The organism is Nocardia sp. NPDC003963 (genome assembly GCF_053605105.1).
This window is the reverse complement of sequence record NZ_JBSGIP010000019.1, coordinates 46256-68590: the sequence shown is the minus strand read 5'-3', so window position 1 is coordinate 68590 and position 22335 is coordinate 46256. Positions and strand designations below refer to the sequence as shown.

Below are 22335 nucleotides of genomic sequence, written 5' to 3'. Positions count from 1 at the left end.
TCGGCCCGAACGAGAAGGACACCACCCACGATGACAACCGCAGTCGATATCGACGCCCACCATTCCGATCTGGACGATCAGCGAACTCTCAGTGTGAGCCCGTTACGCTCGCCCGCCGAGGTACGCCGCGTCCACGCCATCACCGACGATCACGCCACCATCGTGCGCGCCGGACGCAAATCCACCGTCGATGTCCTCAACGGGCTCGACGACCGTCTCATGGTGGTCGTCGGTCCCTGCTCGGTACACGATCCCGCCGCCGCCCTCGACTACGCCCGGCGCCTGGCCGCCGCGTCGGCGGACCTGTCCGACCGGCTGCATCTGGTGATGCGGGTCTACTTCGAGAAGCCGCGCACCACGCTGGGGTGGAAAGGCCTGATCAACGATCCGCACCTCAACGGCAGCTTCGACGTCAACACCGGCCTGGGGATCGGCCGTCAGCTGTTGCTCGATATCACCGCGCTGGGGCTGCCGGTGGCCTGCGAATTCCTCGACCCGATCACCCCGCAGTACATCTCGGATCTGGTCTCCTACGGCGCGATCGGCGCGCGTACCGCCGCCAGTCAGGTGCACCGGCAGTTGAGCAGCGCGCTGTCCATGCCGGTCGGTATCAAGAACGGGACCGACGGTGATGTGCAGGTCGCGGTGGACGGGGTCAGGGCGGCCGCCGCCAGCCACGTCTTCCCGGGCACCGATCTCGACGGCCGTTCCGCGCTCATCCGGACCGCGGGTAACGAGGACTGCCATGTGATCCTGCGTGGTGGTTCCAACGGCACCAACTACGACGCCGCCTCCGTCGCCGATGCGTGCGCGCGGCTGGAGAAGTCGAAACTGGCACAGCGCATCGTCGTCGACGCCAGCCACGGCAACAGCAACAAGGATCACAAACGCCAGCCCGTGGTCGTCGCCGATATCGCCGAGCGGCTGGCCGCCGGGGAACCCGGTGTGGTCGGTGTGATGCTGGAGAGCTTCCTGGTCGAGGGTCGCCAGGATCTCACCCTGGGCCGGTCGACCGACCTCACCTACGGTCAGTCCATCACCGATGCCTGCATGGACTGGGATACCACCGCCGCCCAGCTGGATCGGCTGGCCGACGCCGTCGACCGGCGCCGCCGGCGCTGACGACACGGTCGCTGCGCCGGACGGACCATACGGTCCGCGGCGCGAGCGGCCGAGTCGGCGGCGGCCGCGGAATCCGGCGGGCACCCCGAATTCCGTGGATCAGACCCCGGCCGGCCATCCGTCCGCCGGACCGGGTGGATCGGTGTTCAGCCTGGCGGCCATCCAATGGTCACGGCGGTCTCCACGCAGCACACTGCCGAGCCGGGCCAGCCCCTCGTAGCGGAATCCGTGTTTGCGGGCCGCGGCGGCGGAGGCATGGTTGCCGACGAAGGCGCGCCAGTGGATGCGGGTCAGGCCCATACCCTGTGGGTCGAAACCGAAATCACAGGCCAGCGTGATGGCCCGGGAAATCAGTCCCTGCCGTCGGTATCCGGCGGCGACCCAGTAGCCGATTTCGGCGGAGCCCTCGTCCCGCGCGCGGACTCCGAGACCCACGGTGCCGACGAGACGGCCGTGCTCACCGAGCCGGATGGCCCAGGCCGGGCTCTTACCGGCCCACCCCTCGGCCGATCTGGTGTGGACGAAGTATTCGGCATCGGCGCGGCCGTAAGGAACCGGAATCGTCACCCACCGGGCGATCACCGGATCCTGACAGCATTCGACGATCGCCTCGATATCGGAATCCCTCGGCGGACTCAACCAGGCGGCCCCATCGGTCAACACGCGCTCCTCCATCTCATGATGGTGGCAGTTCGCGACGCACTCCGGCATCCGAATTTCGGTGGCCCCACCTCCGGGCCGCTGCCCGCCCGGGCGGTGACGCTCCGTAGAATTCCGGCGGTGGTAGCCGCGCTTCTCGCCGACCTGTTCGAGTCCCATCGTGGACATCTGCTGGCGGTCGCCTACCGGCTGACCGGCAGTGTCGCCGACGCCGAGGACGCCGTCCAGGAGAGCTGGCTGCGGCTGACCGGCACCTCGCAATCGGAGATCGAGGATCTGCGCGCCTGGCTGACCACCGTGGTCTCCCGGCTCTGCCTGGACCGATTGCGCAGCGCCGCGGTACGCCGGGAAAGCTATGTGGGCCAGTGGCTTCCGGAACCGGTGGTGACGCCACTGTCGGGTGCCCCCGGCGCGGACCCACTGGCCTCGGTGGTGCAGCGCCAGGAGTTCCGGATGGCGGCGCTGGTGGTTCTGGACCAGCTCACGCCGCCGCAACGGGTGGCCTTCGTACTACACGAGGGGCTGGCGGTTCCCTACGGTGAAATCGCCGGGATCCTCGATATCACCCCAGAAGCCGCCCGGCAGCTGGCCGCCCGCGCGCGCAAGGTCGTCCGGGAACAGACCCCGCCCGCCGCCGCCGACAGCGATCACGAGGCAGCGGTACACAAACTGCTCGTCGCACTGAGTACCGGCGACGCCCGGGCTGTGGCCGCGGTACTGCATCCGGACGCGGTGATGATCGGCGATTCCGGCGGTACCACCCAGACCGCGCGCAATATGATCTTCGGCCCGGACAAGGTCGCCCGGCTGTTCCTCGGCCTCATCCGTCGCTACGGGCTGGACGGGTCGGGTGTGGACTTCGTGGCCGAGACCATGGAGTTCGTGCGGGTCAACGGGCAACTCGGAGTGCTCGTCCATGCCCGCGCGGGCGACGGCGACCATCCCGGATTCCCCGCGCGGATCATGGGATTCACCGTGGTGGACGGGGTGGTCCGGGGTGCCTACGATCACGCCAACCCGGCGAAACTGAGCGGGATCCGGTTGGGCTGACCGGACGTCTCAGGCGGCAGCCGGCCGGGCCCGGTCGGTGAGCAGTAGCGCCGCCATCGTCCCCAGCACCGAACCCATCAGCAAGCGCTGCGCCCGCAACCAGAGCGGCCGCCCGCCCAGGAACCCGGCCACGGTTCCCGCCGTGCACACGATCAGGGCGTTCACTACCAGCGCGACAGTGATCTGGACCGCCCCGAGGCATAGGCTCTGTGCCCACACCGGACCCGCTCCGGGGGCCACGAACTGCGGAATCAGCGCCAGATACATGACAGCGATCTTCGGGTTCAGCAGATTGGTGACCAACCCCATAGTGAACAGCCGCCGGGCCGGATCGCGGGGCAGCGGCTCCGGCGTGAACACCGAAACCGCGCCCGGCCGGATCGCCTGCCAGGCCAGCCACAGCAGATAGGCGGCGCCGGCCACCTTCAGTCCTGTGTAAAGCGCCGGGACCAGTGTGAACACCGCGGTTATCCCGGTCGCGGCCGCGGTCAGGTAGACACCGAAACCGGCGGCGACACCGGTCAGCGAGATCATTCCGGCGCGCCGGCCCTGCGATATCGTGCGTGAAACCAGGTACATCATGTTCGGACCGGGAGTGAGGACCAGCCCGAGCGCGGCCACCGCCACCCCGGCCGCCGCCGCGATTTCGATCATGGCTCCCATACTGGCCGTGCCGGTGGGCCCTGTCGCGGGCCAGTTCACACCTACTGGACGGGGTCAGGAGCCGCTCATCACGGAACCGCCGGTCGGTGAAAGACGGCCCGTGTCGCGACCCGGTGCGGTGGCGACCGGATCCGTCACTCAGCTCCGACAGAAATCTCGGATGCAAGTCCGTACCAGTCGATCGACCGACCGGACACAACATGCCACCGCGCCCCGCATGAGTCGTGTCTTACGAGACACCTCGAAGGGTTGAGGCCCGTCCCGCCCCTTGGCCGAAGGTGCTCAAAGGTCACCTTCCACGGACGGCCCACCGCACATCGCATGCGCCGAAGGCGCGAGTCTCGAGGCCTGAACGACGGGACACCAGGGGGCCTCGACCCCGCGCGCGCCAGCGCGCCGACAACACTGTCGGGGGTTTCGGGGACAATGGGCGGCAGCCGAGGTGAGGAGGTGTCCCGTGGCGGATGGGCCGCTGATCGTGCAGAGCGATAAGACAGTCCTGTTGGAGGTCGATCACGAACTCGCGGATGTGGCGCGCCAGGCGATCGCCCCGTTCGCGGAACTGGAGCGTGCGCCCGAACATGTGCACACCTACCGGGTGACACCGCTCGCCCTGTGGAACGCCCGGGCCGCCGGACACGACGCGGAGCAGGTGGTGGATGCCCTGGTCGGGCACTCCCGCTACCCGGTTCCCCAGCCGTTGCTCGTCGATATCGTCGAGACGATGGCGCGGTACGGGCGGCTGCAGCTGGTCAAACATCCGGCGCACGGACTGACCCTGGTCAGCCTGGACCGCGCGGTATTGGCCGAGGTGCTGCGGCACAAGAAGATCGCCCCCATGCTCGGTGAGCGAATCGACGAGGACACGGTGGTGGTCCACGCGTCCGAGCGCGGGCACATCAAACAACAGCTCCTCAAGATCGGCTGGCCCGCCGAGGACCTGGCCGGATACGTCGACGGTGAAGCCCATCCGATCGATCTGGACTTCCAGGACGCGAGCTGGCAGTTGCGCGATTACCAGGAGATGGCCGCCGATTCGTTCTGGGCGGGCGGGTCCGGTGTGGTGGTGCTGCCGTGCGGTGCCGGTAAGACGATGGTGGGCGCGGCCGCGATGGCGCGGGCCAAGGCCACCACCCTCATCCTGGTGACCAATACCGTCGCGGGCCGGCAGTGGCGCCGGGAACTGCTGGCGCGGACCTCGCTCACCGAGGAGGAGATCGGCGAGTACTCCGGGGAACGCAAGGAGATCCGGCCGGTCACCATCGCCACCTACCAGGTGATCACCCGCAAATCCAAGGGTGAGTACAAGCATCTGGAACTGTTCGACAGCCGGGACTGGGGTCTGGTGATCTACGACGAGGTGCATCTGCTGCCCGCCCCGGTGTTCCGGATGACGGCCGATCTGCAGTCGCGGCGCCGGCTCGGTCTCACCGCGACCCTGGTCCGCGAGGACGGCCGTGAGGGTGATGTGTTCTCGCTGATCGGCCCCAAACGTTACGACGCGCCGTGGAAGGATATCGAGGCGCAGGGCTGGATCGCCCCGGCCGAATGTATCGAGGTCCGGGTCACCCTGACCGATGCCGAACGGATGGCCTACGCGACCGCCGAACCCGAGGAACGCTACAAACTCTGCTCCACCGCGCACACCAAGATCGCGGTGGTGAAATCCGTCCTGGACCGGCACCGCGGGGCACCCACTCTGGTCATCGGCGCATATCTCGACCAGTTGGAGGAACTGGGCACCGCCCTGGACGCCCCGGTGATCCAGGGGTCGACGAAGAACAAGGAACGCGAGGCCCTTTTCGACGCTTTCCGCCGCGGCGAGATCCCGGTACTCGTGGTCAGCAAGGTCGCGAATTTCTCCATCGATCTGCCGGAGGCGTCGGTGGCGGTGCAGGTCTCCGGAACTTTCGGTTCGCGGCAGGAGGAAGCCCAGCGGCTGGGCCGGTTGCTGCGGCCGAAACAGGACGGTGGACAGGCCCATTTCTATTCCGTGGTGGCGCGCGACACTCTGGACGCGGATTATGCTGCGCATCGGCAACGTTTTCTCGCGGAACAGGGTTACGCCTATCGGATAACGGATGCCGACGATCTACTGGGACCCGCCATCGGGCCCGGCGAGCAATAAGGGCGTTCCGAACTCGACGAATTGTGTTAGGAATGGCGACGTGCGACGCTTCGAATTCGCGGTGGACCGCCGGCACGCCCACGCGGTCAACGAAGTAGTCGCTCGACGCCGCCGGGTGCGGATCGCCGCGGTCCCCGCCGCCGTCGGTGCCGCACTCGCCACCGCCTATCTGGTGTGGCTCGGGCACCCCTGGTCCTACCCGCTGGCCCTCGCCGCTGCACTGGGTTCGGCGACAGCGCTGTGGGTGGCGCTGTGGGCGCCGCGCCGGGCCGGTATCGCCCGGCTCTATGCCGAAGGTGAGCTGGTGCCGGCGGTGGTCGCACCGATCCGGTCACGCGGCACGGTGCTGCTCGCGTTGGTGAATGTCGATCGCCGCGATACCGGCGAGTCGCGGTACGCGCTGGTCACCAGGAAGGTACGGCAGTTGCCGGGGCATCGGGTGACCGAGGGGGAGCGGGTACCCGCGGTCGCGGTCCGCGGTGACCGGACCACTCGTTCGATCGGGGAACGCTGGCTCCCGGTCGAGGCGATGCCGATCGCTTGGGGGACCACCGATACGGCGGTGATCGACCGGGCGCGTTCGGCCATCGCCGAGATCGAATGGCGGGTGCTCGCGGATAATCTCGCGCTCGCCGAACAGGTCCACCGCAGCGCGGCCAAACGGCTGCTGCTCGATCCGGGCCGGTTGCCGGAGGAGCTCGGTACCTGACCGCGGTACGCGGTGCCGCGCGAGGTGATCGCAGCCGGACCGGGAAGTACTCGCGCGCCGCGTTTTCCGAGGTCCGGGAATCCCGGGGTGTTTGCGACTAACCTCGTCGAGCGGGGTTGTCGGGAGAACACGAGTCGAGTACGGAAGGTGGAATCGGATGAGGCTCACCCGCTGGCTGATCGCCGCGGTGGTCGTATTGTCGAGCCCGGCTCTGGTTCCGGCCGCCGCGCAGACATCGTCCGCGTCGCTGGCGGGTTCGCCGGGGCTGGGTGACCCCTACTTCCCGAAGGACGGCAACGGCGGATACGACGTAGCCCACTACGATGTGACCCTCGGTTACGACCCGGCCGATCACCAGCTCACCGCGTCGACTCGGATCGACGCCGTCGCCACCCAGCCACTGACGGCCTTCAACCTCGATTACAGTGGGCCACCCGTGCGCGCGGTGCGGGTGAACAACGCGCCCGCCGGTTTCGAATGGCAGAAACCGCACGAACTGGTCGTACGCCCGGCGCTTCCGCTACTGCCCGGCCTGCCGTTCACCGTTACCGTCGATTACGCGGGTACCGCTCCCGATACCCGCGGCGAGGGCTGGACCTATGCCCCTACCGGCGGCGTATTCGCCGCCGGACAACCGCATTCGGCCTCCACCTGGTATCCGCTCAACGATTCCCCGCGGGACAAGGCCACCTTCACCCTGCACGCGACCGTTCCCGCGGAATGGCAGGTGATGTCGGGGGGCGATCGGGTACGCGACGAGGTGCGTGACGGTTTCCGCACGGTGAGCTGGGAGCAGCGGTATCCGGTGATCGGCTACCTCACCACCGTGGCCATCGATCGCTTCGAATACCTGGAGCAGCGCCGCGCGAACGGCACCCCGCTGCTGAGCGCGTTCGCGCCGGGCGCCGGGAAATTGCGCCGGTTCGAGGAAAAGCTTCCGCAGGTCCTCGATTTCGCCGAAGGTCTCTACGGTCCGTATCCGTTCGATACCGGTGGTGGCATATTCCTGGCCGCCGAGATCCCGTTCTCCCTGGAAACCCAGACCCGGCCCACCTACGCGTCGTGGGCCGATCTGAACACCGTGGTGCACGAGACGGCCCATCAGTGGTGGGGAGATTCGGTATCGGTGCAGAGCTGGTCCGATATCTGCCTCAACGAATGTATCGCCAGCTATACCGCCGACTATCTCTGGCCGGAGCGGACAGAAGGTGCCGATGTGGACGCCGAATACCGCGATACGATCCGGGAGATGCTCGGGAAACCGAAATTCTGGGAAATCCCGCTGCAGGATCCCGGACCGGAGGATATGTTCACCTCGGTCTACTACCGAGGCCCGCTGTTCATGCACGCGTTGCGTAAACAGCTGGGGGACAGTGTGTTCTTCGACGCGCTGCGGGAATTCGCCACCGTGCATGCCTACGGCAATGCCTCGATGCCGGAATTCCGCACCTTCATCCAGTCCCGATCGCCGACCGATCTCACCGGATTCCTCGACGCCTGGTTGCGCGGTACCACCCCGCCGCCGGACCAGTATCTCTATCCGGGTTCGCTGCGCGGCTGAGCGGTCCGGGGCCGGGCCGGACGGCTATTCGAGCAGCGCGACCGACGAGATCCGGTGCAGGGTGAACTGCCGGACCGTTCCGGTGACCGGGTCCAGCGCGTCGAGTTGACCGTTGCCGACCCGTACCGGCTCGACAACCCGTTGGATCGCCGTGCCCTTCGCGTCGACGTAGCCGATATGTACCTGCCGGCGCACTCGGGCCGCCAGTTGGAGCAGGGCCAGGGCGGCGGCCGTACTGGTGCGGGTGCCGTCGCTGCGCACCGTCTGTCCGGAGGTGGCGGTGGCCGCGCGCTCGCCCGCACGCAGTTCGGTGACGAGCAGTTCCAGTTGATCGGTCGTCGGCGGGGACGGCCGATACGGCTGCCGGGCCAGGGGACGCACACTGATTCGCGCACCGCGCTGCCGCAGGTCCACGATCGCGCCGGAGGCATCCTCGCCGGCGGGCGCGAAACCGGCCGCGCGCAAGTGTTCGAAGAGCTCGCCCAGTGGCGCCTGGGATATCGCCACCGTCGGTGCGATACCCCGCAGGGCCAGGGTGTCGGCCACGGGGGAAGCCAGCACCTGGGCGAGCAGGGCGGGATCTTCACTGCGCACGAACGATTGCGCCATCCCGGCCCGCAATCGGCCGTGCCGCCGCGCCACATCATCGATCAGATAGGTGAGCGTCTGCGGGACGGGGGTTCGGGAATGCCGGTCGAACAGGCTGTGCAGTTCCGCCGCGGTGAGACCGGCGTCGAGCGCGCGGCGCAGCGTCGGTTCCCCGATCCGGTAGACGGTGGCCGCCCCGGCCGATTCCACATCGGCGACGAGTTCGATGCGGCGCTGTAGGTCGGCGGTGAGCGGTCCCGGTGCCACCACTGTCAGATCCGCCTGGACCAGGACATGGTCGACCGGATCGGGAAGAGAGGCCTCCAGCGCGGATTCGGCGGCCGCGAGGGTATCGGTCAGCAGCGCCCGGGCAGCGGCGGTGAGGGCGCCGCGGCCGATCAGACCGAGTGCGGCGGCCTCGTACAGCGTGTTGTCGATCACCGGGCGGCGGAAATGCCGACGGCGTCGCGGGGTGCGCCACGCGAGCAGGCGGGCCAGGTCCGCGGGATCGAGTTCGGTGCCGGAAGGTTGCTCGGCCAGAGTTTCGAGGACGGTTCGCCGGTCCCGCACCGCGTAGGGCACCCGTAATTCGTGGGCGAGCGCCGCCAGCGGTTTGTCCGCGGCATCGCGCAGACCGATCATCCACGGATTCCGGTCCAGTTCCAGCCAGGCATGCGCGAGCGGGACCCAGCGTCGCGCGGCCGGCGCCTCCAGCCAGGAATCCGCGGCCGGGGTGGGCGCCCAGAAATCGTCGGCGTCGGCTTCCGGCGCCGGATCGGGGAAGCCTTTCTCGATCAACTTCGCCGCTGCCAGCAGTTCCACCAGCAGGCCGGCCCGGGTTTCGTCGATTCCGGCGGTCTTGGCCAGCCGGCGCAGTTCGCGCACCCCCAGCCCGCCTGCCCGCAGCGCCGGCGCGGGCAGCTGGCCCAGCACGTCGAGGATTGCCGCGCAGTGCCGGAGCAGTTCGCCGACCTCGCCCGCGCCGACGCCGTCGACCTCGGCCGGCTGATGCGGAGTCGCCCGCGGTTCCGGTTCGGCCAGCCGGTAGGGGTCGGTGATCGGTTCGCCGCGCAGCAGCTGCGCCACGGCGGGCGGCAGCTCCACCGTCTCGTCGTCGATCCGCCGCAGCAGCCGTGCCGTCAGCAGCCGCGGCACCGGGCGGTCTTCCGGCGCGTCCGGCGCGGCATCGCGAGTACGCCCGCGCGGGCCGGTCGCGGCGAGCTTGTCCAGCAGCGCGCGCTCGGCGGGAGCGAGGAGGGGGAGTGCCGCGGTGATCTCCGGTTCGGTGAGCGCCCCGGCGGAGTCCGCACCGCTGCCGAGTGGCCACGGCAGCGCCTCTGCGGTGGCCGGCACCAGGCGGATCCGGTCGCCGTCGAACCAGAGCAGCGCCCGATCGGCCAGCTCGGTGACGGCCGCGTCCACCGTCGCCGCCTTGGCCCGGGGACGCAGTGCGCGTTTGAGTTCGGTACGGGTCAGCGGCTCACCGCCGCCCGCGGTGTGCAGCGCCAGAACTTCCACGATCGCGAACGGGACGGTGCCCAGATCGTCGGCCGCGCGCAGTACCGAGGCGCGTTGTTCGGCGCGGGCGGCGAGCACCGCCATGGAGGCGGGCAGGGGTACCGCGAGATCGGGCCGACGTTCCAGTAGAGCCACCAGCTGTGCGTCGGATCGGGTACCGAGCCAGGCGGTGAACGAGTCTTGGCCGGTCATCCGGTCCAGACTAGTCCGGGGCCGTGGGTTCGGTGCGGGTGCGGGCCGGGGATCGTCGGAGCGCGGCCCGCCGGGCCGGTCGGGTGTGCGCTGTGTGTCACGGAGGCGGTTGACGTATGGGTCCGCGACGCGGCCGTGCCAGAATGATGAGGTGGTGAACAAATCGAAGAAACCCTACGTCGACAACGGCTGGCCCCAGGTGGCCGATGGTGAGCACGCTGTCACCGAGTTGTCGTCGTCCCGCTCCGGTAATCTCTCGCCCTTCGGCGAGGACACCGAGTTCCCGGTGGCTGCCGACCAGCTGCCGTATCTGCACCCGCAAACAGTGATCAACCGCTGAGCGGACGAACGAAAGAACCCCGCGTCACCTGAGTCGGTGAAGCGGGGTTCTTTCGTAGCAGGGGTGCCCGTTCAGGAGGGCAGCAGGCCCTTGTTGGCTTCGAAGACGTTGAGAAGTCCGGAGTCCAGCTGGGGGGTGCCGGCCTTGACGGCCTCGAACAGATCCAGCGCGGGCTGCGGAACCTGGACGCCCTGGGCCTGGACGGCGGCGAGCGCGCGATCCACGGCGGTGTAGACCTCTTGGGTCTGTGTCTGCGGTTGGGCCTGAGCCTGGGTCGGTGCGCCCGGCGCAGCCTGAGTGTCGGGGGTTTCGGTCTCGGTCTGCACGGCCGGGGTATCGGCCGGGGTCTCGCGGGGGGTCGAGCCGCTGCTCAGTCCCAGCGAAGACGAGCAGGAAGGCCAGGCGCCCCAGCCCTGCGAGGCGAGTACATTTTCGGCGACCGCGATCTGCTGTTCGCGGCTGGCCTGGTTCGCGGTCGGCGCGTAGTCTCCGCCGCCGTTGGCCTGCCAGGTGCTCTGCGAGAACTGCAGTCCGCCGTGATAGCCGTTACCGGTGTTGATGGCCCAGTTGCCGCCGGCTTCGCACTGTGCGAGTCGATCCCAGTCGGAGTCGGGTGCCGCGCTGGCGGTACCGGCGAGGGCTACACCCGCACCGCTGATCATGGCGCCGGTAACGGCGACCTTGGCCACAGTGCGACCGGTATTCGTGGGCTTGCGATGGCGTCCACTCATTCGGGTTCGTCTTCCTCTCGTACGCACCTGCGAGGTCTTCGCTCGGGTCCAGGCTGAGAGGGTGCCCGTCCCGCCCTCACCCCTCTTGGTTTCCGTTGGGTTCCGGTACCCGCGGGGCGAGGTTCGGTGCGGCGGGCCGGTGGGCCGGTGTGCCCGGCTGGGGTAGACGGTACGACGTTCCCGGCGAAAAATCACTATTTGGTAACCGGCGTGTGCGGATGGGTTGCGGAGCGGTCACGGTGGCCGGGTGCGGACTCTGCGCAGCTAGTAGAGCCGCGCTGTGGACCGGGGGCCGGACACGCGGCACCGTTATCGGGCCGTTATGTGATTATCATCACATAACGCTTGGGTCGCGACACGGCCGGGTATTGGACAGTTGTCACCTGGACCGGCGACCAGAGCGCAGCGCGAAGATCAACGCCGCGACGAAGCCGACCGGAGCCAGCATCGCGCCCAGGTACAACCAGAGCCCGGGCTCGCCGTCGGTGAGGATCGGTGTCAGGAAGATCGCCACGACGGACAACAGCCCGAGAGCGAAAAGCCCCAGCGCGAGCTGGAGTAACCAGTTGCCGGGGGTGCGCCCGGACGGAGGGCCGGAGGGCCGCGGATCGGCGGAATTCGTCACTGTTCGACCGTAAAACTGATGTGCTGGCGCTGTACCCACCGGGGTAGACTCGCAATGATCTCGCGTCCTGCATGCTTGTGGGGCGCGTTTTTCTAGTAGAGACAAGGGCCTGTCACCAGCGGGTTCCAGTAGACGAGTGTGCCCGGGCCCGAGGGCCGGGCGCCGAACAGACGAACGGATGAGCGCAGTGCCGACCGGCAAGGTGAAGTGGTACGACGTGGAAAAGGGCTTCGGCTTCCTTTCCCAGGACGAGGGTGAGGACGTCTATGTCCGCTCGTCCGCGCTGCCCCAGGGCGTCGAAACGCTCAAACCCGGTCAGCGGGTCGAATTCGGGATGGCGGCCGGTCGGCGCGGGCCGCAGGCGCTGAGCCTGAAATTGGTGGAGGCGCCCCCGTCGGTGCGGCAGAACCACGAGCGCGGCGCGCGCAAGGAACCGGTCGCGCGTAAGCACAGCCCCGACGAACTGCACGGCATGGTCGAGGACATGATCACGCTGCTGGAGGCGAAAGTTCAGCCGGATCTGCGCAAAGGTCGCTATCCGGATCGCAAGACCGCCCAGCGCATCTCGGAGGTCGTCCGCGCGGTGGCGCGGGAACTCGACAGCTGATACCTCGTGCGAGAACGTTCGCGGGCCGGCCGGATCATCCGGTCGGCCCGCTTCCGTTTCAGGCCGTCTTGATCGACCACACCGCGTGCGGGATGGGGAATTCGTTACCGGCCTCGTCGATCGCGATGATCATCACCTGCAGCTCCACCCCGACCAGTTCCAGCCCCGGTTCGGGCTCGGACCGGACGGTCAGCGCGCGGGTCTCGGCCGGATGATCCCGGTAGGAACTCGGCCGCTCGATCAGCTCACCGTTTTCGCGGGCGTACAGCGGCAAGAGTTCCCAGGGGCTGGTCACCAGTTCGTCGGGCAGCGAGATCTGCAACGGATTACCGGCCGGTACCTCCAGGAAAACGGTTTCGCCCTGCCGGCAGTCCTGCATCCGCACCGTGCAGTAGCGGAACGGCGGGACCGTGACGGTGGTGCCGTGCGCATACGCGGTGAGTTCCGGGTCCTTCGGTTCGGCGTTGCGCGCCAGCAACCAGACCACGCCGGCGGTGGCGGCCACCAACACCAGGATTCCGGCCAGTGCCAGCGCGAGGGTCGTGCGGACTTTGTTCGTACTCACCGGGCGGCTTCTCCTCGTGGGGGGTCGTAGTGCGGAACTTCCTGTTCGGCGTGCAGCGGCCGGCGGCCACCGAGGCCGGGCAGCAGGCTGAAGCCGCGATAACTCAGCACAGTCTGGACGAGACCGCCGACCAGTACCGCACTGACCACCGCGAAGCCCTTCCAGTAGTCGGTCGGGAGCAGGACTCCGCCCGCGCCGCCGATCACCCAGCTGAGTTGCAGGACGGTTTCGGAGCGGCCGAACCCGGACGCGATCGACTCGGGCGGTAGATCGTCCTGGATGGCGGCATCGAGAGAGACTTTGGCCAGCGCGCTCGCCCCCGCGGCGACCAGCGCGGCCACCGCCGCACCGAACAGGTTGTCCATCAGCACCGCCAGCACGGCCACGGCCGTGCAGCCGATCGTGCAGTTCACCACGATCAGCGAGGGCCGGCCGAGCCGCAGCCGTGCGCCGGTGGCGTTGCCGGCGAAATTACCGACGGCGGCCGCCGCGCCCACCAGCCCCAGCATCGCCGCCTGCTGTACCGGGCGGTGTTCGGTCGCTTTGGCCACGAAGGCGATATAGAAGGTCAGGAATCCGGTGAGTACCCGGATACTGCCGTTGCCCCACAGCCCGGTGACCACCGCGCGCCCCAGTGGCTGACGGCGTTTGCGCGCCGGTATCGCGGATTCGGTGGCTGGGTCGAACACCTCGGTATCCGCATCGCGGGCGTGGTAGCCGAGGGTGGTCGGTACCTCGCCCTCGGTGATCTCCACCCAGCGCGGGATCTTCCAGCTCAGATACGCCCCGCCGACCGCTATTCCGGTGGCCAGGATCAGCGCCCCGGTCGAGCCCGCGATCGCGGCGATCGCGCCGGCGAGCCCGCCGGCGCCGAGGGTGCCGCCGACCAATCCGAAGACCGTGAGCCGCGAGTTGGTACGGACCAGGTCGATATCGGGGGGCAGGACTCTGGGCGTCACCGCGCTCTTGAGCACCGCGAACGATTTGCTGAGCACCATCATGCACAGCGCCAGCGGGTACAGCACCCAGCTGTCGAAACTGAAGATCAGCACCACCGCCAGGACCGCGCGTACGGCGAACGAACTGGCCAGCGCCAACCGCCGGCCGCGCTGCAGCCGGTCCAGGGCCGGGCCGATGAGCGGTGCGATGAGCGCGAAGGGGGCAATGGTGATCAGCAGATACAGAGCGACCTTCGTCTTGCTCTCCGCGGTCGCGCTGGCGAAGAAGAGCGTATTGGCCAGTGCGACCGCGATCGCGGCGTCCAGCGCGAAGTTCGCCATGGTGGCGTAGGTGAGCGCCGTCAGCCCGGATTTATCCGCGCCGTCGGCTTCGGCCGCCCGCCGGAAGGTGGCGATACCTTTCTCGGTGATCTCGCGCCCGCGCATGGCCGCGACCCGGGTGACAGTGAGCTTGCGAGGGACGCGGCGATCCTCGGCGTCGTCCCCCGGACCGGCATCGGCCGGACCGGTATCGGCCGGACCGGTATCGGCGCTCGGATACTCCTTGGTCGGTGCCGGTTCTTCGGATCCCGCGCCGCCCGCCCCGGTCGCGCGCGGGCCGGCGACCGGTTCGGTGCGATCGCGCGTAGCGGCGTCCGGAGCCGGGCGGTCCCAGGGCTCTCGGCGGGCCTCGCTCGGGAGCGGTCGACGAGCGCCCGCGCCGGATCCGCCCGGTTTGCGCAGCGCTCCGGGGCCGGGGGAGGAATCCGCGCCGGGAGTTCGGTGATCCACCGGCTTCCCTGGCCGGGGACGGGGTACGGACCCACCTTCCCGCGGGCCGGATCCGCCGGCGGTCGGAGCGGTGTCGCCGGGTCTCGGGACGGAGCCACCCCGGACAGGACTTCCCGGGACGGGATTTCCCGTCGTGGAACCACCCGGCGCGTAACCACCAGCCGACGGCCCGCGCTCGGTGCCGGTCCACGGCTGTCTGTCGCCGGGGTAGAACGCGGTGCCGTTCGGTTCGGCGGTCCGCCGTTCGGTCGGCGGATCGGTCCGGGCCGTCCCGCGCGACCCGCTCAGGGAGCCCAGTATGCGAGCGAACCGGCCCTCCCGCCCTGCCGAGTGGTTCCGGTCCTCCACCACCGGGGGGATCCGGCGATCACCGCGCGCCGACCGTGACGACCCGCCGTCCGGCCGTGTGCCGCCGGATTCGGTGGGCAGGGGACGGGTCGGCGGTGGGGTGGGCCGGGGATCGGGGTCGGGTTCGTGATGGCGGTGTGGCACGTTCGGCGGGGGATAGCGGTCGAAACCTGGATGCCGCTGTGGTGGCGGAGACTCGCCGGCGGGCCACCGACCGCGATCGGAACCGGAGGGTTCGCGGGAAGTGGGCACATCATCAATTCTGGCCCACGGCGGTGACCCGCAAACGCCGCCCTGCTCACACCGGCCGGAAAGTGAGATCTGTCGCTGTGCCGGCGCGCCGGATCAGGCCGGGACGAAACGGACCTCGAACACCGTCGGCCAATACTTTCCGGTGATCAGGAAACGGTCGGTGCCCGGGATCTGGGCGATACCGTTGAGCACATCGGTCTGCGCGCGTTCGGCGGGCGGCAGCAAGCCGGCGGCGTCGGCGACGGCCAGGACACGCCCGGTCTCGGGATCGATCCGGAGAATCTCGTCGGTCGGCCAGGTGTTGGCATAGACCGAACCGTCCGCCGCGCATTCGAGTTCGTTCAGCCGCGCGTCGGTATGGCTGGTCAGCTCCACCGACCCGGTGGGCGCGAAGGTCACCGGGTCGCGGAAGGTGAGTCCGGCCGATCCGTCGCTCATGATCAGTTGCCCGTTCCGGGTGCACAGGCCCCAGCCCTCACCCGCGTATTCCACCCGGTGCCGCTCGGCCAGCGTCTGCGGGTCACGCGCGAAGGCGACCCCTTCTTTCCAGGTGATCTGCCACAGCGTGTCCCCGGCCAGGGTTATCCCTTCCCCGAAGAAGGGTGGTGGCAGAGTGACACGGGCGAGCTCCCGGCCGGTATCGCGATCGGTGGTGCGGATACCGGAGAACCCCACCATTCCGGTGCTCTCGTACAGCACCTCACCGTCGATCTCCAGGCCCTGGGTGAACGCGCCGAGGTCGTGCCGATGGGTCGCCAGTACCTCGATATCCAGGCGCGGCACCGCGTCGTCGGTGTCCCCGCAAGCGGCCGCCGCGAGCAAGCAGACGAGCGCGGCACCGACCCAGGTACGCCGAGTGTGCTCCATACGGCAAAATGTAGTCCGTGAGCGCAGTATCTGTTTCGGACAGCGAGATGCGGACGATCCTGGCAGGGGCCGTCGAGCTGGCTCGTAGTGCGCTTGTGGACCTGGAGCCGACCGGTGTCGGAGCGCATCTGGGAGTCCGCGCCGAGGACGAATGTTCGGCCACCCACCGCTTCGAGGCCACTCTGCCCGGCTATCACGGGTGGCAGTGGGCAGTGGTGGTGGCCGCCGCACCGGACACCGACCGGGTGACCGTGAGCGAGTCGGCGCTGCTGCCCGGCCCCGACGCGTTGATCGCGCCGGACTTCGTACCGTGGGACCAGCGCATCCGCCCGGGTGACCTGGCACCCGGCGATCTGCTGGCTCCGCCCGCCGGCGATTCGCGGCTCGCCCCCGGCTATACCGCGACCGGCGATCCCGAGGTCGACGAAGTCGCCGGTCAAGTAGGGCTGGGCCGTGAACAGGTCCTCAGCCGAGAGGGCCGGGAGGATGCGGCCGACCGCTGGTACTCCGAGTACGGCCCCGATACCGAGATGGCCAAGGCCGCGCCCGGCTCCTGCGCGAGCTGCGGTTTCTACCTGCCCCTGGCCGGCGCGCTCCGGGCTTGCTTCGGGGTCTGCGCGAACGCGATGGGCGCCGACGGGCATGTGGTGCATATGGCGTACGGCTGCGGTGCTCATTCGGACACCCGATTGCCGACGGGTGCCGGTTCACCGCTCTATCAGGCCTTCGACGATGCCGCGATCGAAGTGGTCGCCGTGGCGCCGAAGCCGGCTGCCGAGGCCGCGAGCGTGACCGAAGAGTCGGCCGGTGCCGACAACCCCGCGGCGGCGGAACCGGCTGGAACCGCTGTCCCACCAGTGGCGGAGCAGGCCGCCGGCGAAGCGGGTATCGGCGACCGAGCGGCCGGACGGGCCGCCACGACCGATGCCGAGCCGACGGCGGTCGAATCCGCCGCCGATTCGAGCTCCGATTCCCCGGCGGACCCGTCCGCCGAAACCGCCGCCCCGGCGCCTGCCGCCGATCCGGCCGTCGAATCCGTCGCCGACCCGGTGGCCGAGGCCGCGCTCGATCCGGCTGCCCGATCGACCGGCACCATCGGTGGACCCACGGATGAGTCCGGCGTCGCCCGATCCGCCGAGCCCTCCACCGCCGATCCGGTCGCCGCAACGGACGACTCCATGGTGGCCGGCTCTGCACCGGTCGATTCGGCAGCGGGCAGCCCCGCCCCCGCCGACAGTTCTCCGCTGGATCCGGCGACCGGGGAAGCGACCGGCCCCGAAACCGCCGATAGGCCGGAGGACCAGCAGTAGGGCGGAGGACCAGCAGTAGCAGGCGCGCGGGCACTCCAGCGTGAAGCCCGATCCGATTCGTGGATCGCCGCACCGGCCGGGTGAGCCCTGTTTCACGACCTTCCGACTGTCACCGTGCCGGAGTGGTGCGAAGTCGCCGGTGCCCGGTCCCACTGAGATCGCCCCAGTCCCGGAGCCCGGTTCCCGCGCACGGCCAAACGACCTCGTGGACTGCCGCCGTGATTCCTCTCCTGGACCCGGCTGCTGCGCGGCGTCGCCGGACACGATCGCCCGGGTCGCCGCGGTTTTCCAGAGATGGTCACGGACCGTGCCGTGCGCGGCGTGACCGGTGCGGCCGGGCACGTACGCTGACTCGGGTGAGCGAGACCGGTGCGGTGGGCGATACGTTCGGACCAGTGGAAACGGACGCCGGCGCCGTGGATCCCTTCGATACGGCGGGGCTGCGCGCCGCGGTGCTGGCCGCCTGGCGTGATTCGCCGACCCGGTTGCGGGAGGACGCGGCCACCGAGGCGGATCTGGTTCGTGCCGGCTACCGCGACCGGCTGCTGACCGAATTGGCGCAGAACGCGGCCGACGCGGCCGTGAAGGCCGGCGTACCGGGCCGGATCACCGTACGGTGTACGGGACGCACGCTGACGGTGGCCAATACCGGCGCCCCGCTGGATATATCCGGGGTACACGCGCTGACCGCCCTGCGCGCGTCGGGAAAATCCGGGAGTGGAGGCGAGACCGGGCGATTCGGTGTCGGTTTCACCGCCGTGCTCACGGTGAGCGAGGAACTCGAATTCCGTTCCACCAGTGGTTCGCTGCTCTTTTCCCGGGAACTCACCCGGGCGGCGCTGACCGCCGCCGGCGTGGCCGCGCCGGCGGCCGGGAACGACTTCGTACCGCCGGTGCTCCGGCTGGCCTGGCCCGTGGCCGCCGCCCCCCGCGCGGGTTCCGCGACCGAGATCGTGCTGTCGCTGCGCGAGGACGTCGATCCCACCGCACTGCTCGAATCCATGCGCGCCGAGGCCGCGGATCTGCTGCTGGAGTTGCCCGCGCTGCGGGAAATCGAGATCGGTGACGATATCGTCCGCGCCGAAACCGGAGATTCGGGGTTCGCGGGAGTGAGTGAACTGCGGATCAGCGGGCCCGGGACCGAACAGGTGTGGTGGCAGTTCCGGACCGCGTGGGCGCGCTGGCTGCTGCCGTTGCGTGACGGCGTTCCGGTGCCCGCCGCCCCCGATGTGCTGCGGGCACCGACCCGTTCGGACGAGGAACTGTCGCTTCCGGCGGTGCTCGTCGCCGATATCGCCATGCAACCGGACCGCCGCCGGGTGCTGCCCGGGAACCGTCTCGCCGACCTGGCGGCCGGTTACGCCGATTTCGCGCGCGCTCTGCCCCGGCAGCAGCGGTTGGTGCTGGTGCCGGCGCCGGCTTTCGCACGCAGCGAGACCGACGGGCTGTTGCGCGAGGCGATCCTGCGTGAACTGCGGACCGGTACCTGGCTCCCGGTGGTCGACGCGCCGTCGGATGCCGGCGGCGACGAGATGCCCCGGACCGGGGACACCGACGGGTCCGGCGGCCGGGTGGCGGTACCCGCGCGGGCGAGTGTGTACCCCGACCTCACACCCGAACTGGCCGGGCTACTGGGCGGAGTGCTCGATCCGCTGGTGGTCCCGGACCTGTCGGGTGCGCGGTACGCCGAAGCACTCGCGGCGCTGGAGGTGCACCGGCTCGGTCCGGCCCGCCTCGCGGAACTCTGTGCCGGACTGGAACGGTCTCCCGCCTGGTGGTTCGCTCTCTACTCCGCGCTGGAGCCGTTCGTCACCGACCCGCTGACGGTGGAGGAGCTCGGCGCGCTGCCGGTGCCCCTGGCCGACGGGCGGCTGGTGACAGGTCCGCGGACGGTGGTGCTGGACGACGAGCTCGCCGCACTGCCCGCCGCCGTACCCGTGCACTGGGCGCGACTGGTGCATCCGGAAGCGGCCCATCCGCTGCTGGCTCGGCTCGGCGCTCGGCAGGCCGGGGTGGCGGATCTGCTGTCCGATCCCGCATTACAGGCGGAACTGTCCGAACACCCCGCCGATCCGGAGACGATCGAGGCGGTGTTGCGATTGGCCGCGGCCGCGGAGACGACCGGACTTCCGGACTGGCTCGGCATGCTCGAACTGGCCGACAGCTCCGGCGGTACACGGCCGGCCGACGAGCTGCTGCTACCGGACGCCCCGTTGATCGAACTGCTGGCCCCCGATTCACCGTTCGGAGTCGTCGCCGGGGATGTGGTCGCCGAATACGGTGCCGGGGCGCTGCGGGCGATCGGGGTCGGCTGGGATTTCGGGGTGGTCGCCGAAACCGACCCCACCGGTCCCGACCACCACCTCGACGACGAGGAGACCTGGTGGGCCGGCCTCTCCGAGGACCCCGCCGAGCTGGTCGCGGTGCGCGATCTCGATCTGGTGGACGACGCGGCCTGGCCGGAGGCGCTCTGGCGTCTGCTGACCACCGAACGCACCCGGCCGCTCCTGGGCGACCCGGACGGATACACGGCGTGGTGGTTGCGCCATTACGCGCGAATCGATGGAATCGCGCTGGGCGGCTACCGCCATCCGGCGGATACCGAATTCGCCGGACTGCTACCGGAACTCCCGATCACCGGGTTGTCCGCTGTCGATCTCGACGCGCTGCGCGGCTGTCTCGCCGATCCCGGCGCCCTGGATAGTGCGCTGGTCGAAACGCTGCTGGAGGCATTGGCCGACAGCGGGAGGTCGCCGGCGGCGGAAGTGGTGTCGCTGGCGCATACCCGGCTGGGTGCGGCCGTACCGCGTCTGGATCTCACCGCACTCGACCCGCCGGACCGGGTGCGGGCACTGTCCGGCGCGGTGATCGACGCCGGTGACGCACTGGTGCTGGACCGGCCCTGGTTCGGTCTCGCGGTGCCGGCGGACCGGCTGGTCGTGGCGGATCCGGGGACCGCCGCCGATCTGGCCGCGCTGCTGGACCTACCGTTGGTATCCGAACAGGTCGAGGCCGAAGTCCTCGACGCGGGACGCGAGACGGACTGGACCGTGGAGCCGCTGGGCGTGGTGCTGCGCCGGCTCTTCGCCTTACCGCCCCAGGACGGACCGCTGATCCTGCACGACGAATTGCGTATCCGGCTGACGGGTGCGGTGAACCGGACGGTGACCGTCCCGTGGTGGCGCGACGGTACCGCGACCCATGTGCTGCGGCCGGACCACCTCGGCCGACCGGCCGGGAGCTAGTCCGCGTGCCCGGCCAGCGCCTGGGCGAGCAGATCCAGTTGCGTGCGAACGCTTTCGCTGTCGTTGTCGACCAGCCAGCGCAGCACGAGGCCGTCGATCACGCTGAGCGTGAACCGCGAGAGCTGGGAGACCGGAACCCGGAACGTACTGCCGGTGGCGTCGCGGGCATGGTCGAGGATATCGGCGACCGTCGAATCGTTGAAGTTGTACTGTTCCCGGGCGATCGCCAGTTTGGCGGGAGTCTGTTCGCCTTCGCGCAGCGCGTAGGTGGTGGTTTCGTAGGTGAGCAACTGCCGTTCCGGAGTGGCTTCGATATTGAGCCACATGAGTTCCAGCCCGGCCCGCAGCAGATCGCGTAATGCGGCGTTACCGCTGCCCGCCTCCTGCCAGACCGATTCGTTCGCGTCCACCGAATCGCGCAACTCCATCGACAGCGCCTTGACCAGCTCGGTCATCAACGCGTCTTTGTTCTCGAAGCAGTAGTGCACCACGCCTAGTGAGACGCCCGCGGCCTGAGCGACGTCGCGGGTGGTCACCCCCGCGACTCCCTTTTTCTCGGCAAGGCCGATCGCGGCCTCGATCAGGTGGGCCCGTCGTTCTTCGACGCTCAATCGGGAGGACACCTGAGCGAGTCTGACCCGCTCGACCCGTTCAGTCAATTCCCCGGACACCGGCTTCCGGTGCCGACCGCCGCGGCGATCTTTCGGCTCCCTGCCTCGTACGATGCGCTTTGTAACACCGGAGCGTCCGGTGCCGATGATCACAGTCCGGTCTGGGCACCTTTGTCGCCGCGCCGCGCGCCGCGCCGCTGGATCGCGAAGATGAGGTAGCCGAGAACCCCGACCGCCAAACCCATCGCGCAGACAGGGCGAGCGGATTCCCAGCGTTGTCCCCCGGCCCAGACCACCACGGTCGCCACGGCGAACAGGGCGCAGCCGAGGGCGAGGACCGGCCGGGGATCGGTCAGCCACGAGGGGAACTGGGGGAGCTGCGGGGCCATTCGATCAGCGTAACCGCTGTACGCACGCCGATCCGACGTGTGTCACGTATGGTTCACTTTGTGACTACCCACTCGGATGTGCGGGCGCTCGCCAGCGACCTCTCGCTGGCGGTGGTGCGTTTGACGCGGCATCTCCGGGGGCGGCGTGCGGAATCGCAGATATCGCTGACCCAGCTTTCGGTTCTGGCCACTCTCGGTAACGAAGGCGCGATGACGCCCGGCTCGCTGGCGGGCAAGGAGCGCGTACAACCTCCGTCGATGACCCGGGTGATCGCCTCGCTCACCGATCTGGGTCTGGTGGAGCGCAATCCGCACCCGACCGACGGCCGGCAGATCATCGTTTCGCTGTCCCCGGCCGGACATGCGCTGCTCGCCGACGAACGCAGTGCCCGCGAAGCCTGGATGAGTGCTCAGCTCGCGGGTCTGGAGACGGGCCAGCTCGCGGATCTGGAACGCGCGGTGGCGATCATGAACCAGATCGTCGCCGACTCGGAATGAGCCGGTAGCGGCGTCGGCTCCGCGGC

20 protein-coding genes are annotated in these 22335 nt (G+C 69.3%); 10 read left to right on the top strand and 10 right to left on the bottom strand.

The features are described 5' to 3' along the window. Window positions 1-30 precede the first annotated feature (30 nt). Window positions 31-1122, top strand: coding sequence for a 3-deoxy-7-phosphoheptulonate synthase (locus tag ACWEWT_RS24795; protein ID WP_452562370.1), 1092 nt, complete (start codon window positions 31-33; stop codon window positions 1120-1122). A 99-nt stretch (window positions 1123-1221) separates the two neighbouring features. Here ACWEWT_RS24795 and ACWEWT_RS24790 read toward each other — a convergent pair whose 3' ends face one another. Further along, window positions 1222-1785, bottom strand: a complete 564-nt coding sequence (locus ACWEWT_RS24790) for a GNAT family N-acetyltransferase (RefSeq protein WP_452562416.1) — start codon at window positions 1783-1785, stop codon at window positions 1222-1224. Between the two features lie 117 nt (window positions 1786-1902). Here ACWEWT_RS24790 and sigJ point away from each other — a divergent pair, with 117 nt between their 5' ends. Beyond that, the gene (sigJ, locus tag ACWEWT_RS24785) at window positions 1903-2832 is read left to right on the top strand and encodes an RNA polymerase sigma factor SigJ (protein WP_452562414.1); all 930 of its coding nucleotides are present in this window, start codon (window positions 1903-1905) and stop codon (window positions 2830-2832) included. 9 nt (window positions 2833-2841) lie between these two features. Here sigJ and ACWEWT_RS24780 read toward each other — a convergent pair whose 3' ends face one another. Continuing rightward, window positions 2842-3486, bottom strand: a complete 645-nt coding sequence (locus tag ACWEWT_RS24780; protein ID WP_452562369.1) for a LysE family translocator — start codon at window positions 3484-3486, stop codon at window positions 2842-2844. A gap of 466 nt (window positions 3487-3952) precedes the next feature. On the opposite strand from ACWEWT_RS24780, the gene ACWEWT_RS24775 reads away from it, so the two are divergent. The 3 genes from ACWEWT_RS24775 to ACWEWT_RS24765 all read left to right on the top strand — a co-directional run bounded on the left by ACWEWT_RS24775 (window position 3953) and on the right by ACWEWT_RS24765 (window position 7893). After that, a complete protein-coding gene (locus tag ACWEWT_RS24775; protein WP_452562367.1) occupies window positions 3953-5623 on the top strand; it encodes a DNA repair helicase XPB in 1671 nt (556 codons plus the stop codon). A 40-nt stretch (window positions 5624-5663) separates the two neighbouring features. Further along, complete coding sequence (locus tag ACWEWT_RS24770; RefSeq protein ID WP_452562366.1) at window positions 5664-6332, top strand: DUF3239 domain-containing protein; 669 nt, start codon at window positions 5664-5666, stop codon at window positions 6330-6332. Window positions 6333-6489: 157 nt separating this feature from the next. Then, window positions 6490-7893 (top strand): M1 family metallopeptidase, encoded by a 1404-nt coding sequence (locus ACWEWT_RS24765; protein WP_452562364.1) that lies wholly within the window; start codon window positions 6490-6492, stop codon window positions 7891-7893. 24 nt (window positions 7894-7917) lie between these two features. Here ACWEWT_RS24765 and ACWEWT_RS24760 read toward each other — a convergent pair whose 3' ends face one another. Further along, complete coding sequence (locus ACWEWT_RS24760; RefSeq protein ID WP_452562362.1) at window positions 7918-10191, bottom strand: helicase-associated domain-containing protein; 2274 nt, start codon at window positions 10189-10191, stop codon at window positions 7918-7920. Window positions 10192-10342: 151 nt separating this feature from the next. Here ACWEWT_RS24760 and ACWEWT_RS24755 point away from each other — a divergent pair, with 151 nt between their 5' ends. Next, on the top strand, window positions 10343-10531 hold the full coding sequence (locus tag ACWEWT_RS24755) for a hypothetical protein (RefSeq protein WP_452562360.1): 189 nt from the start codon (window positions 10343-10345) through the stop codon (window positions 10529-10531). A 71-nt stretch (window positions 10532-10602) separates the two neighbouring features. Here the strand turns inward: ACWEWT_RS24755 and ACWEWT_RS24750 are convergent, their stop codons facing one another. Both ACWEWT_RS24750 and ACWEWT_RS24745 read right to left on the bottom strand, forming a co-directional pair. Continuing rightward, window positions 10603-11262 (bottom strand): transglycosylase family protein, encoded by a 660-nt coding sequence (locus tag ACWEWT_RS24750; protein WP_452562358.1) that lies wholly within the window; start codon window positions 11260-11262, stop codon window positions 10603-10605. A gap of 379 nt (window positions 11263-11641) precedes the next feature. Further along, window positions 11642-11887: a hypothetical protein gene (locus ACWEWT_RS24745; protein ID WP_452562356.1), complete on the bottom strand. Its 246-nt coding sequence runs from the start codon at window positions 11885-11887 to the stop codon at window positions 11642-11644. 187 nt (window positions 11888-12074) lie between these two features. On the opposite strand from ACWEWT_RS24745, the gene ACWEWT_RS24740 reads away from it, so the two are divergent. Further along, the gene (locus tag ACWEWT_RS24740; RefSeq protein ID WP_452562413.1) at window positions 12075-12494 is read left to right on the top strand and encodes a cold-shock protein; all 420 of its coding nucleotides are present in this window, start codon (window positions 12075-12077) and stop codon (window positions 12492-12494) included. A gap of 58 nt (window positions 12495-12552) precedes the next feature. Here ACWEWT_RS24740 and ACWEWT_RS24735 read toward each other — a convergent pair whose 3' ends face one another. From ACWEWT_RS24735 to ACWEWT_RS24725, 3 genes are all read right to left on the bottom strand, one after another. After that, window positions 12553-13059, bottom strand: a complete 507-nt coding sequence (locus ACWEWT_RS24735) for a DUF2771 domain-containing protein (RefSeq protein WP_452562354.1) — start codon at window positions 13057-13059, stop codon at window positions 12553-12555. Beyond that, on the bottom strand, window positions 13056-14789 hold the full coding sequence (locus tag ACWEWT_RS24730) for an MFS transporter (protein WP_452562352.1): 1734 nt from the start codon (window positions 14787-14789) through the stop codon (window positions 13056-13058). Before ACWEWT_RS24730 ends, ACWEWT_RS24735 begins: the two co-directional genes overlap by 4 nt. Window positions 14790-15482: 693 nt before the next feature. Continuing rightward, window positions 15483-16256, bottom strand: a complete 774-nt coding sequence (locus ACWEWT_RS24725; protein WP_452562350.1) for a glutaminyl-peptide cyclotransferase — start codon at window positions 16254-16256, stop codon at window positions 15483-15485. A 17-nt stretch (window positions 16257-16273) separates the two neighbouring features. On the opposite strand from ACWEWT_RS24725, the gene ACWEWT_RS24720 reads away from it, so the two are divergent. Beyond that, window positions 16274-17566 (top strand): DUF3027 domain-containing protein, encoded by a 1293-nt coding sequence (locus ACWEWT_RS24720; protein WP_452562348.1) that lies wholly within the window; start codon window positions 16274-16276, stop codon window positions 17564-17566. A gap of 356 nt (window positions 17567-17922) precedes the next feature. Beyond that, a complete protein-coding gene (locus tag ACWEWT_RS24715) occupies window positions 17923-20811 on the top strand; it encodes a sacsin N-terminal ATP-binding-like domain-containing protein (protein ID WP_452562347.1) in 2889 nt (962 codons plus the stop codon). Here the strand turns inward: ACWEWT_RS24715 and ACWEWT_RS24710 are convergent. After that, a complete protein-coding gene (locus ACWEWT_RS24710; RefSeq protein WP_452562345.1) occupies window positions 20808-21434 on the bottom strand; it encodes a TetR/AcrR family transcriptional regulator in 627 nt (208 codons plus the stop codon). The two genes, ACWEWT_RS24715 and ACWEWT_RS24710, sit on opposite strands and share 4 nt — an antisense overlap. Window positions 21435-21571: 137 nt before the next feature. Beyond that, window positions 21572-21811 (bottom strand): DUF2530 domain-containing protein, encoded by a 240-nt coding sequence (locus ACWEWT_RS24705; RefSeq protein ID WP_452562344.1) that lies wholly within the window; start codon window positions 21809-21811, stop codon window positions 21572-21574. 48 nt (window positions 21812-21859) lie between these two features. Here ACWEWT_RS24705 and ACWEWT_RS24700 point away from each other — a divergent pair, with 48 nt between their 5' ends. Continuing rightward, window positions 21860-22309 (top strand): MarR family winged helix-turn-helix transcriptional regulator, encoded by a 450-nt coding sequence (locus ACWEWT_RS24700; protein WP_452562342.1) that lies wholly within the window; start codon window positions 21860-21862, stop codon window positions 22307-22309. Window positions 22310-22335 lie beyond the last annotated feature (26 nt).